At 65.2% G+C, this 12,615-nt stretch carries 9 protein-coding genes and 3 pseudogenes; 9 read left to right on the top strand and 3 right to left on the bottom strand.

The annotated features are described in order from the left end of the window. The 6 genes and pseudogenes from ACOJSN_RS04580 to ACOJSN_RS04555 all read left to right on the top strand — a co-directional run. Positions 1-624 (top strand): hypothetical protein (locus ACOJSN_RS04580; RefSeq protein WP_420111328.1); only part of this gene is annotated, 624 nt, incomplete at its 5' end. Then, complete coding sequence (locus tag ACOJSN_RS04575) at positions 624-1,715, top strand: glycoside hydrolase family 172 protein (RefSeq protein WP_420111327.1); 1,092 nt, start codon at positions 624-626, stop codon at positions 1,713-1,715. The genes ACOJSN_RS04580 and ACOJSN_RS04575, both read left to right, overlap by 1 nt. 793 nt (positions 1,716-2,508) lie before the next feature. Further along, positions 2,509-2,961, top strand: a pseudogene (locus tag ACOJSN_RS04570) (IS110 family transposase); the annotation flags it as partial. A 469-nt stretch (positions 2,962-3,430) separates the two neighbouring features. After that, positions 3,431-3,751, top strand: coding sequence for a hypothetical protein (locus ACOJSN_RS04565; protein ID WP_420111326.1), 321 nt, complete (start codon positions 3,431-3,433; stop codon positions 3,749-3,751). 124 nt (positions 3,752-3,875) lie between these two features. Next, the gene (locus ACOJSN_RS04560; protein ID WP_420111325.1) at positions 3,876-4,700 is read left to right on the top strand and encodes an NAD-dependent epimerase/dehydratase family protein; all 825 of its coding nucleotides are present in this window, start codon (positions 3,876-3,878) and stop codon (positions 4,698-4,700) included. A gap of 150 nt (positions 4,701-4,850) precedes the next feature. Next, a complete protein-coding gene (locus ACOJSN_RS04555) occupies positions 4,851-5,834 on the top strand; it encodes an alpha/beta fold hydrolase (protein ID WP_420111324.1) in 984 nt (327 codons plus the stop codon). A gap of 137 nt (positions 5,835-5,971) precedes the next feature. Here ACOJSN_RS04555 and ACOJSN_RS04550 read toward each other — a convergent pair. Further along, positions 5,972-6,058: pseudogene (locus ACOJSN_RS04550) on the bottom strand (excisionase family DNA-binding protein); the annotation flags it as partial. Positions 6,059-6,350: 292 nt separating this feature from the next. Here ACOJSN_RS04550 and ACOJSN_RS04545 point away from each other — a divergent pair. The 3 genes and pseudogenes from ACOJSN_RS04545 (at position 6,351) to ACOJSN_RS04535 (ending at position 9,661) form a co-directional block, all read left to right on the top strand. Further along, entirely contained in the window at positions 6,351-7,394 is a 1,044-nt protein-coding gene (locus tag ACOJSN_RS04545) for a hypothetical protein (RefSeq protein ID WP_420111323.1), read from the top strand. A gap of 810 nt (positions 7,395-8,204) precedes the next feature. Then, positions 8,205-8,426 (top strand): annotated as a pseudogene (locus ACOJSN_RS04540) (IS3 family transposase); the annotation flags it as partial. 365 nt (positions 8,427-8,791) lie between these two features. Beyond that, entirely contained in the window at positions 8,792-9,661 is an 870-nt protein-coding gene (locus ACOJSN_RS04535) for a DUF6414 family protein (RefSeq protein WP_420111322.1), read from the top strand. Positions 9,662-9,806: 145 nt separating this feature from the next. Here the strand turns inward: ACOJSN_RS04535 and ACOJSN_RS04530 are convergent, their stop codons facing one another. Both ACOJSN_RS04530 and ACOJSN_RS04525 read right to left on the bottom strand, forming a co-directional pair. Beyond that, positions 9,807-10,568, bottom strand: a complete 762-nt coding sequence (locus tag ACOJSN_RS04530) for a MerR family transcriptional regulator (protein WP_420111321.1) — start codon at positions 10,566-10,568, stop codon at positions 9,807-9,809. 265 nt (positions 10,569-10,833) lie between these two features. Continuing rightward, a complete protein-coding gene (locus tag ACOJSN_RS04525) occupies positions 10,834-12,228 on the bottom strand; it encodes a hypothetical protein (RefSeq protein ID WP_420111320.1) in 1,395 nt (464 codons plus the stop codon). Between the last annotated feature and the right edge of the window lie 387 nt (positions 12,229-12,615).

The following is a 12,615-nucleotide window of genomic DNA, read 5'->3' as shown; positions in this document are numbered from 1 at the left end:
AACGGCGTCGACTTCTGGGACTGGGATGACTACAACGGCGTCACCTATCCCGCTCACGCCCATGCACTCGCCGAGACGCGCGACCCTGCGTCCCTGCGCCAAGCCCTCGAGGTGATCCGCCGCACCACCGATGCCGATGGATCCCTATGGTGGTGGCCGTTCGCCCACGGCGAGACCGACACAGCACGCGTCAAGCGCGGCCTGAGCAAGTGCGGATGGTCGGCGGGAGTCATCGTCGCCCGCCTCATGCACGACGTCTTCGGGATCCGCCGCTCCTGGCGCGACCGCACCCTCACGGTCGCACCGTTCACACCCTGGACCGGCTACGCATGGCGGGATCTGCCTTTCGGGCCCGACCACGTCGACATCGAGCACAGCTGCGGCGCCGACGCCGGTCGGGTCCTGGTGCGCAACCGGACGGGAGAGACCGTGCGTACAAGCGTCGAGCTGCCGGTGCCGATTGGCGCCATGATCGAGGACATCCGCGTCGACGGCGAGAACGGCCGGTACGAGAGCGAGGTCGTCCAGTCCTACGGTGGTTCTGCCGTACGGATCACCCGAGAGCTTGCGACCGGCTCGACGATCGAGCTCGCGGTCACATGGTCGAAGGTGGTGGCCCGCTGATGGGGCTGTCCGACGCTTTCGCGGTACTGCCGGTCGCGAGCCGCTCCTGGTCCGCCGAGAACCCCGATGGCGCTCCAGGAAGTGGTGGCACAGCGGCGTCGGCACTCGGTCCGGGTCGCAAGGGCAGCCCCTGCGTCACCATCCCGGCCGGTGGCACGACCGTCCTGGTTGACGCCACGGGACCTGGGATCATCCGGCACATCTGGATCACCGTGCCGCACAACAACGGCGCGCGACCATACGTGCTGCGGAACCTGGTGCTCCGGATGTTCTGGGACGAGGAGGCGACGCCTTCGGTGGAAGTGCCCCTGGGCGACTTCTTCTGCAGCGGGTCGGGAATGCCTGCGCTAATCACCTCCTTGCCGATTGTCGTCGCCCCGACGAACGGCATGAACTGCTACTTCCCGATGCCGTTTCGCCGCCACGCGAGGATCGAGCTGCGCAACGACCACGACGAGCCAGTGGAGGCGGTTTTCTACCAGGTCGACGGCACGATCGGCGATGACGTCGACGATGGCGCTGGCTACTTCCATGCGCTCTGGCGCCGCAGCGACCGCTCGGCGCCGCTCGGCGTGGACCACGAGATCCTGCCGCGCATCGAGGGTCGCGGCGTCTACGCGGGGACATTCGTCAATCTGACCGCGCTCGAGCGCCACTGGTGGGGGGAAGGCGAGGTCAAGTTCTTCCTCGACGACGACGTCGAGCGCCCCACCATCTGCGGCACCGGGCTCGAGGACTACGTCGGGGGGGCGTGGGCGTTCCAGCCACATATGAATCCCGAACGCGGTCCGGAGCCTTCGCTCTTCAGCGCGCCGTACTCGGGCTATACCCAGCACGTCCTGGCCGATCCGGCTCGCACGTCGCCGTACGCGGCGCACATGCCGCCCGTTCATGGGATGTATCGGTGGCACCTCCCCGACCCGATCTACTTCCACACGTCGATGCGCGCCACCCTCCAGCAGATCGGCGATCACGGAGGGGCGCTCTTTGAGCGCTGCGACGACATCGCCACTGTCGCGTACTGGTACCAGATCGGACGGACACAAGAACTACCACCCATCTCACTCGCCGACGCGCGTCAACCACGGTAGGGCTCGAATGGCCCCGCTCCTCGGATGGTCAACATCTTGACGGACGTCTTGGGCGTAGCCGAGCTCGGAACCGCGAACCCCGCCGACCTGACTTCGGCACCGCCCCAGAATGGCCGAACGCTGACGCGGTCCCATATGGATGGCCGATCCGAGTTCGCAGCGCCGTCCGGCATCGGATCGGAGCCGCCTCGTTGCCGTTCGGCGCGCGTAGGCAGTGACGTGGCCGGCGCGTGCTGGCCACGGTCACGATGCAGCCTCAGTTCCACAAGCCGCGCCGTTACGAGCTCCACGGCCCGGCAGACTCCCGCAGACGGTGTGGCCGGAGTTCATTCCCGCAAAGTGGTGCGCGGTCGCTGTAGTCGTCCGTTGATGCGGCAGCTGTCATCGCGTGACCTGTGAGTGTGTTGCTCGGCGCTCCGGGAGGAAAGCCGAGCAAGATCGGTGTCGGCGCTCGGGACTGACTCACGCGTGATTTGGCCATCTCGGTGTGCCGTTTGAAGGACTTGTCGTCCTGGGTGCCGGCACCGGGCGGGCTCACCTGTTGGCCTGATCAGAAGCCTGTCCGCGCAAGTGTGACCCATCACAGATACGCCATTTGGTGCGTTCCTCGCCGATCGGCGCTAACCACGATACCCGTCCTGGAAGGAACGGGAACCCGTCATGAGTCTCTTGGCTGACACGATCGATGCCATTGTCGGCGGCGATACCCACCGCGACACTCACACCTTGGAGATCGCCTCTGCGACCGGCTCGCCGATCGCCACGACCACCATGAGCAACGACGTCACGGGGTTTCGCCACCGTGCTCGCCTGGATCGCCGAGCATGCCCCAGACCCGCGTCTGATCGTCGCATTGGAAGGCACCCGCAGCTACGGCATCGGCCTGATGCGCTCCCTGCAGGCCGCTGGGACTACCGTCATCGAGGTCACTCGACCCCGCCGCGGGCAGCGCCGACGCGGCAAGTCCGACCCGATCGACGCCCACCTTGCCGTGCTGCAGCCTCTGCGACTGCCGGCCGACCAGTTCCCGGTCCCGCGCGGAGACGGCGACCGGGAAGCGCTGCGGATCCTGCTTGGCGCCCGCCGTGAGCTCAGGCTCACCAAGACCCAACATGTGAACCGGCGCCGCGCGCTGCTGCTGTCCGGCGACGACACCGACTGCACCCTGGCTCGGGGCGTCCTGAACGGTGCCCGGCTGACCGCGATCAGCCGTCGCCGGACCCGCGCCGGCGACGGGACCGAGTAGCTCGTCCGGCGGGCCGAGACACGTCGGCTCGCGATCGCCATCAGTGACGCAACCCGCGTCCTGGCCGAGAACATAGGAGCAGATCAGCGGCATCGTCACCACGATGGCGCCCCAGCTGATGGATCGGGTCGGTGTTGGACCTGTGAGCGCCGCGCAGGCCTCGCTGTCCTGGTCTCACCCGGGCGCTGCCGCGACGACGCTGGTGCCGGTTCTGGCTGGGGTCTGCAATTGCCACAGTATTGGCACACACCTCATCAGGGCACCAATACCGCAGGTCAAAGTGATCTAGCAGAGACTCCCACCGTCTCCGCCGAATGTCGAAGGACCTCGCCCATGGTTTTCGGGCGGGGTCCTTCGACATTGGGCACCTGACAGGTGGCGGGATTTGGGAGGAGCCGGGTGGCTCGCGACGAAGGAGCCAGCCGCTCCGCGACGGCTCCCACCGTCTCCGCCCGACTGCAGGTCTCCGATGGGAGATCGGCCCCGCGATCACGGCCCTGATCGTTGCCGTGCCACTCGGCCGGACATCGACCGCGTCCGGGCCACGGGGTACCCCGCCACACCTGATGGCCAGGTCTTCGCGGCGACTGGGTACGTCGAGCCGGCTGACGACCACCTTGCCTCGATCATGGTCGACACCGCTGACAAGAATTCGTGGACATCGACTGCCCGCGCACAATGGCTCGTCCCTGAGCACGCGCCGCTGGCCAAGATCGGAGACATCATCACGGTCACGGAGGGAGCTCGACCCATCGCCCACCTCACCATCAGCGAGATCGACCGCTCCTGACTGTTACGGAGAGTCATAGGTCTGGATGAGGCCGAGGCTCGGGAGAGTGCGGATGTCAGGTTGGTCGCTGTGACGAACCCGATACTCGCGGGGGATCGGCCTGCGCGACTGTCACACTGGATCGATGAGCCGCCTACGTGTCCTCCTGACCGGCGCCACCGGCTACGTCGCCGGTCAGCTGCTGCCCGTGCTGCGCGAGCGCTATGACCTGACGATGATCGACGTCCGCGACACCGACCGGGACGGGCAGCAGGTCGAGGGGGTGGAGCTGGTCGACCTGTTGACTGCGGACGCCGCCGAGCTCCGGCGCCTGTGCGAGGGCGTCGACGTGATCGTGCACGCCGGGTACGTCCGTGATGAAGACGCCCCGAGCTATGCCGCCGAGCGGCGCAATCTCGACATGACGGCCCGGGTGTTCGAAGCTGCCCAGCAGTCCGGGGTACGGCGGGTCGTGGTCACCAGCACCAACCAGGCCTCCAAGTGGTACGAGCAGCCGTGGAAGGCCGGCCGGATCGATCGGGTGGACCCGTTTGACTACCCGCGACCGGACACGTTCTACGGCTGGGCGAAAGCCGCCTACGAATCGCTCGGGTTCCTCTACGCCAGCGGCGGCGCCGGACCGGTGGTGGAGAACGTTCACGTGCGGATCGTCTGCCCTCGTCCGATCCGTGCTGAGGACTTCGCCGATCGCCCGACCGCGGACTACCTGCGCGACATCACCGGCTGGGTCTCCGAGCGCGACCTGCAGCAGCTCTACGTCCGCTCGATCGAGGCACCCTCGATCGACGACGAGCACGGGGTCCCGTTCCAGATCTTCTACGGCGTCTCGGGCAACTCCCGCACCTTCTGGTCGATCGCCAACGCGCGTCGGGTCATCGGCTACGAACCCCAGGACGACTCCGAGATCGAGTTTGCCGACGAGATCGCGGCGCGCACCCACCAGAGCTGATACACCTCCCACCAGCGGACTGGCGGCTCGCCGGCCTTGCTCCCGACGTCGGCCGGCACCTCCTCCACGATGTGCGCCCGCCCTGCGCGGATCACGTTGGCGACCAAGGCCCGCTGGTTCACCCCGGACCCCACTGCTAGCGTGATCTGGATGACCGGAGTATCCGCCCACACGCGCGAGCGACGTCGGCGGCTCTCGTCCGGGGTCGAGGTCACCAGGGTCCCCGCGGGCGATGTCTACGTACGCGTCAACTCGGTCGGCGAGGGCGGTACACGACCCTTTCTGCTCGTGCCGGGGATCGGCGTCTCGTCGACGTACTTCGAGAAGCTCGCGCCGCGCCTGAACGAGTTCGGTCCGGTGCATGCCGTCGACCTGCCGGGTTTCGCTGGGGTGCCGCATCCCGATCACGCGCTCAGCATCCGTGAGTACGCCGACCTCGTGGGTCGTGTCATCGACGAGCTCGGCCTCGAGGACCCGGTCGTCGTCGGCCACTCCATGGGCAGCCAGATCGTGAGCGACCTCGTGTCGAGGCGGCCCGAGCTGAGCACTCTCGTGCTCATCGGACCGGTCATCCACCCGTCGGAGCGACGCGTGCTCACGCAGGCGTGCCGGTTCGTGCAGGCCGCCATGCGCGAGCCTGGAACCGTCAAGCTCCTCGCGCTCAGCGGCTACCTGTTCTGCGGCGTCAAGTGGTTCGCGCGTGTGCTGCCGAAGATGATGGCGTTCCCGATCGAGGAGCGGCTGCCGCACATCCAGGCGCACACGCTCGTGATCCGAGGCGAGTTCGACGCGGTGTCGCCGCGCGAGTGGGTGCGCGAGGTGGGCGACCTGCTGCCGTCGTCGCGACTCTGGGAGATCACCGGTGCCGCGCACTCGGTCATGTACGCGCACGCCGACGAGGTCGCCCGCCTGTGCGTGCAGCACGCGCGCGAGGAGGCGGGGGATGCCGACGACGACGACCGCCTCCACGTCGATTCCAGCAACCCGGAGGGCGACGCCGACGAACGTTCGGTCGCCGACGTCGCCAAGGCAGTCAAGGGACGTATCGCCGAGGCGGCAGGCGTCATCCAGGACGACGACGAGAAGGTCGCCGAGGGCAAGACGATGGCAGCGGAGGCCGTCGAGGGCGACTGACCCGCAGCCCGCGGCTCCTCCAGTTCGCCAAACCTGCGGCCCGACGTCGATGCCTGGCTCCACAGCACGTCTGTCCGGCGCAGCGAGCGGTCGACGCCGGTCGCCGGCCGTCCCGCGCGACTCATGTCGGTGGCGGTGATGCGGATCAAGCGTCCGAAGCGGAACGCTCGTAGCTGTCCTCGTGCGATCAGGCGTCGCACGGTGTCGGGCGAGCAGCTCAGCACTTTCGGCGGTCCGAGCGATGGTGATGTACGAGGCGAGCGTGTGCGCGATGTCCTCGGTCCAGGAGGCGTGTAGGTCCTCCATCGCGGACTCGCGCGAGCTGGTGTGCGCGCGGCCGTAGTCGATGTAGAAGTCCAGGTCGGCGGTGAGTGTGTCGGTCTCGGGAAACTGCGTCAGACTCACACGAGTCAGTTCACGGGATCCTAAAAGCGGCGCGGTAGGCACGCACTATGCCCATGCGGTCGCCGAGGCGACCGGACCGGCGGTGGAGTGGTCATCGGTACCCTGCGCGTCATGACCACAGCGCTACGCGCTCTGCTAGACGAGATCCATTCCGACCTCGACGATGACAGAGGCGGGATCGGTTGGTGGCATCTCTATGAGGAGACTGACTGGGATGAGGTCGTGGTCGTGAGCGACTACCTTTACGGCTCGGTTCGCGGGGTGGGCGTGGCCATCGAAGCCGCGCGTCGGGAGGCAGAGCGTCACCGCGAGCTTCTGACGGCGGAGAACTTCTGGTTGCGTAGCGAGTGGAAGAGGGCAGGCAGCACCTTCATCGTTCGTAGAAGGCCCGCGGAGGTGCGCAGGACGCGCGACATCCAGATCTCTGCCGAGGGTGCCATCTTCCACCTGGTGCAGGCGCTAGACCGCATGGCTGCGGCAGCTGTCGTGGTTAGCTCGGTCGCCGTCGACCCGGTTAGGGCTGACTGGGGGATGCTAGACGGGATCGCTGCTGACTTTCCCACTGTACGGCCAGCAAGATTCGCATCGGATTCGTCTGGCCAACGACTACAGAAGGCGGTGATGGCCGCAGTCCAGTCAGCCGACGACCACGGCCCGACTGACTGGCTTCCGTGGCTACTGCGAACAAGGAACACACAGGCGCATCGTGCCGAGAAGGTCGGCTTTCAACTACTAGTTGGGAAGTCGCTGAACGACTACCGCATAGTTCACGCGATGTATAGACAGCCCGAATGGCACGACCTTGAGGCCATGGCGAAGACCGCTGAGCTCTACGACACCGTGCTGGACAGGGAGTCAGAGGCGATCATTGCCGGCTTGACGGAGTCCACGTCTGCCTTCTGTGATGCTCTGGCGTCGAGCCTTCTAGAGGTCTGGCTAGCGCGGCGGTCGACGCCAACTTTGCTGCCCCAGCCGGTTGGCGTGTGGCGGAGGAAGGCGAAAGAGCCGTCTCTACGCTTCGAAGGGTATGGGTCCCCAGTGCGCATTTCTCAGAAGGGCGGCGCCATGCATGTCAGCCCGATCGATGGCAAGAGGCTACGCGCCGCGCAGGTGCTCGACGGCGGTCGTCGTGCCCCAACCAATCCGGCGCGATGAAGCCGTCAGAACCACCTGTGCCGCCGGCGGTCCCGCGAGGCCGCACTTCCCGCGGTCCGATGGCCGGCACCATGCGGGCCGAATCAGGGCCATACCACGGGAGATGGGAGCGGTGCGCCACAGCTCAAGCTTGCCTACGCTGACCCCCGCAGCACGAGATCTCAGGGCCTCTCCAAGGGCAACCGTCCCGATCGGGTCGGCGCGCGCCCGATGGCCGAGCCCAGGTCGGCAGCCGCTTCGGCGCGACGCTCACGTTCCAGAGCGAGTCGCGGTGGACGAGCCCTTTAGGATCTCAGTCCTGGCATCCATCACCAGAGCGTTTTCCGAAGGGCGTCACGCCGGTATCCGGCGCCGCAGTTGCGCCGACGGGAAGCCGTCGGTCACGTCCGTGACTGACGCAGTCACGGTTGATGATCGGCAATCTCGTCCAGGCCGCAGCATTTGGTTGGTCATTGTTGGACAGGATGACCTTCACACCGGGGGTCGGTGGAGACACAGCCGCTCGTGCTCTACAGAGGCTGAGGCGCGGTCCGGGGCGTTCATGACCTCGACATGGCGCCATGGCACCTGATCGCCGGACGGGTCGCCACCGCAGATCGAGTCCTTAGTCTCGCTCCAGATAGTCGCTCCGTCGCCGCCATGGTTGGCACCCCATCAGCCCCCTGCGCTCGGCCACAGGAAGGTCGCGAGCGACCGACGATTCTGGATGGTCAGTTGTGCGGCTAAGAGAAACGTCAGGGCCGACATCCTGCCGCTGCAGGCGCTGAACATGGCCGCCTGGGCCGCAGGCGGCCGACTCGATGGCCTGGTCATCACGCCGACCACGGCTCGAACTACCTAGCCCTGGTCTACACCGACCGGATCGCAGAATTCGGCGCCAAGCCCACGACCGGGACCGTCGGCGACAGCTTCGACAACGCCCTGGCCGAAGCTATGAACGGGTTCTACAAGACCGAGCTCATCCGCCGCCGCGGCCCCTGGCGCACCGTCGAACAGGTCGAGCTCGCGACCCTGGAATGCGTGTGGTGGTGGAATAACGCCCCCTACACGGCGAACTCGACATGCGCACACTCGCCGAGGTCGAGACCGACTACTGCGCTCGGCTCGACCCACCCTTGGGAGCACTCGTCCCCCAAGCCGCCTGATAGGAACGAAACCCAGGGGCGGATCAGCGGATCTGTGGTGCCTCACTTCGGCCCTGTGGCGGGTCGCGCGGAGACAACCGCCGTCGCCCCGGCGCGGGCCAAGCTCTCCCGCCGAGCGCTGGACGCTGCGCACTTCTTCGGAAGGTTCGGGTGTCACGACCCAGATGAGCGCACCTGCGAGGGGTTGCCATGCTGCTACGGACCTGGCGCCTCGTGCCACCAAGGGTGGACGACATACTGCAAGATTGGCCCATGCCGCTGCGCTCTCCGATCTACCTCGATACCGAGACACTCTTGTCTCACGCCGAGTACAACGACATCCACATGCCTCACGCCGCGGAGATCGTTGAAACTACTCGTAGTAAGCGATCAGGTGGAGGCAAAGTCGGCTTCTCCGGGATCGGTGCCGAAGGATCCATCGGCAACGATGTGGAGGTTCAGTCGACCTACACGCTGACGCCACGCGAGAAGGCCACTGTTAGCAGGGTCATCGACGACATGGTTCACCAAGGGATCATCACAACCCATCCGGATGACGCGACCGCGATCAGTCGGGATGACCTAGTCGAGATTGAAGGCACCACCAGGATTACCTCCGCGTCACTAGCGGGCAAGGCCTTCTACATCCTACGCAAGATGGCGGGCGACGCGATTGTCATTGATGACAACGCTGTCGGCGTTGACCAGCTCTTGGCTATCAAGGACGTCGAACTCGGTGCCTCGGAAGTCCTCGACGAGTTCAAGAGCGTCTATCTCCACAACGCGCTGCTGCCGGTGCCCATCCTGCTGCAGGTGACCGGCGACCGCCTCCCTTGCAAGGTGTACGCGAACCTCAGCCCCCACTACTTCGTGGACGACGCATCCAAGGACCGGATCGAGGGAGAGCTCCGGGTACTAGGTACGGTCTCAAGGATTGTTGACGGTGGCGATGACGGCTACTTCTCGGCAGAGCAGTGGTTGCTTCACGACTGGGAATATATGTTGCGCCGCTTCATGATGCTTGACATCGATAAACAAGTCGCAGACCTCGTGGAGAGAATTGGTCTGGAGCAACCGCTGGAGGACGTGCACGCCTACATTAAGGGCCCCGCCATCGTCGTCGATGTCATCGCGTTATACTGACATAGTCGTGCAGCGCCAAGCCCGTGCTTGGGTCTGCTTCATCGACAGCGAAAGCGCGATCTTAGGTGCCGGAGGGCGCCTCTCGTGGCGCCGTCATGCCGTCGCTGGTGCGCCGCTCACTCCGACCGCAGGCCGGAGTGAGCTCCTATACCCCGCCGCCATCTAGGGCTCTCTGAACTTCTGAGACGGACCTGGCGAGATTGATGCCGTACATGCCCCGCCCGCCCTCGACTAGCTTGACTACTTGATCGGGAGACGTTGCCATGAACACGCCTTCGCCATCGCTCAGCAACGTGATCTGCGCCAGTTCTCGCAGGTCCCGCTCTCGCAGAAGATCGATGGCGGAGCGGATGTACTGGAGTGAGACGCCCGTGTCTAGCAATTCCTTGGTCACACGGAGCAGAACGACGTCGGTTGCTGAGTAGCGGCGGCTCATTGAGTCCGATATCACTACACTCGGTTCAACAAGTCCCGTTCGCGCCCAATAATCCAACTGGCGGTAGGTGATCCCCGCGGCTCGGCACGCGGCAGGGCCGCTGTAACCTTCCGCAACGTCGGTAGTCGAGTTGCTGCCCTCCGCGATGTCGTCTTGAGCGTCGACCGGGAGGTGGGTTTCTATGATCCGTCGAACGCTCTCGCGTAGTTCCCGATCGATGTTGGCGATATCTTTGCCCTCTTCCTGTGCGTCCTCGATCTTCCGCAGTGCCCTCTCCAGGCCGGCCTGCTCACCACTGTCTTTGCCCGCCTGGAAGGCTTTGTCGAGGGGGTAGGTGGCGTCTAGTTTCGTGCCGGCGACTTCAAGCCGTAGCGGGACGCGACCCATGAGTGCGATCACCGCAAGCACACCTCCCATCGCCAGCATCGTCGCGGCGGCCGCTCCGGCTTTGTCGAGGAAGGTTGCGGTCACTCCAGCGCCCACCATCACCAGGGATAGGGCCCAGCAGCCCTTGATCGCACGGCGTGAAAGCTCATGCGAGGTGATGAGGCTCCGCTGTGAGGGCTCGTGCGTTTCGGCCATTCAGCCAACCTAGAGCCAACGGAGGGCTGATCGTCTCACGGCGCGCGGATGCCCGTCCTTCAGCCATCACGTGCGAGCAGGCACGCGTTGTATCTCGACGAGCGGCGGTGTGTAGCCAGCAGCACGGTGGCTCCCGCGGCGGCAGAGGCGTCGGTCATCCGAGGTGGAACACGCCAGCGTCATCTATGGAGATGGCGTTCTCTTGAAGCACTTGGCGCTCCCGCCAGGCCAGTCCGCTGACCTTTCGGTAGTCGGCCAGGACGTCACTAGCTCCCCCGGCCAAGTACAGAGCGAGAAGTCTGACAGTGAGTTCCGAAACCATTCGAACTACGTAGCTTTGGGTATAGTCGGGATACGCTCCTCGATCCGGATGCTTCAGAGTGTTCCCGTTGGTTGCGATCGCTCGCGCCAGGCCAACTGTGGACGATATATTCTCGCCCCAGTCGACACCTATCGCGCTGAGGCATCGATACACGTAGGTCGCAAGCGTTGGTCGTTTGCGACCGTAGGTGGCGGCCTCGCCTGGTACCTGCCCGAGGATCTGGCCGCCCGCTTCCATTGCGATGCACATGGAGGTGATCGAGTCCTCGAGATACGGGCTCTCCCGGCGGAAGGCTCCAGCGGAAGGGAGGATGAATCTCTTCCACTCGTCGTAGTTCTGCGACCACTTGACGAGCGCATCGACTCCTAACTCGGCCAGCGATGCCAGGGGACGTGTCAGCGACGTGGGTGGACTGTTTCGAATCGGTCGATCTGCGATCGTCTGACGGCTGAACAGTTCGACCGTCGGATGACCGATCACCGTGCCGCCGAGGCTGTAGTCCACGAACCGTGCATCTTTAACCAGGTGACCAAGATACCTAGTGCGGCCCCCGAACAGGATCGTCAGGAGGTCCACGACCTTTCGGTGCTCGCGCAGGTGCTCGGCCACACTCCTGGCGCCATGTTCGAACGTGCTTTCAAGTATCAGGTTGTCGAGGATCCGCATTGCGCGACCGGCTTCGTCAGTCGTCTCCTCCGTGCTCCATGAGGCGCGGATCGTCATCACAGCATCGCCTTGCCGCCATGTTGCTGCAGGCACCGATGACACCGAGATCGAGAGCCCTGTCACGAGCCTTGCCGAGTCGACGTGGTGGTCGATCTCTATCGCGCTGGACTTCCCCCACTCGTTCAGACCATCAACACGGCTCTGCAGGGTCGCGACCGTGAGCGGATCAGAGAGGTCGCCGTCGCGGCCATGCAGCACGGCAAGCGCGGGCCGTAAGATGCCGACAGCTATCTGTCGTTCGGAATGGCCACCCCATGTGATGTCAAAGAGGGAGATAGTGCCTCCATTCGTGTACAACTGCAGATTCGCCGGAGGCATACGACCGCTGAACCACTGTTCGAGGTGCCGGAACTGATCCGTTTCGCCGTGCATGATGTATGGAACCTCGAGGACCAAGCCTGTTGACTCGACCTTGAGCGTCGCAGCGACATACGGCGTCTCAGTGAGACCGTCTATCAGCAGGCCCGTCACGCCGTCACCCACGCTGAGCTCCATCCGCATGAGACGACGATACGTCGGACTTTGGCCCTCGCAGTCCGAACTCAAGTCATAGATTGGCGCCGCTCGACGTCCTCCACGGAGAGCGCTACGCCACATGAGGTCGGCCGGTCCGGCCAGACGCTAGGTGACCTGAGACGGATCTCTTCCAGACGCCTGGGGCCAGGCTGAGGTGACCAAGAGCTCGTTCGGGTCAGGGTGAACAAGACGATCCCACGGCGCTTGTCGTGGCCGCACCCGTGCGGCCGCTGGGTGGCGGTAAGGAGCTAGGTGGGTCGGCGCCCCGCCCCTGGTGCGGGGGCCGTCGGCAGGGCCACTCACTCCTGGCCGGCGGCTGGGGGACGAGACGTCGCTACTCAACTGCCACACAGCTCGCGTAGGCATCGAGTT

It is taken from the genome of Pseudactinotalea sp. (assembly GCF_048594945.1).
Taxonomy (GTDB): Bacteria; Actinomycetota; Actinomycetes; order Actinomycetales; family Beutenbergiaceae; genus Pseudactinotalea.
Note: the sequence above shows the minus strand (reverse complement) of the source record. Positions and strands in the feature narration are given on the sequence as shown.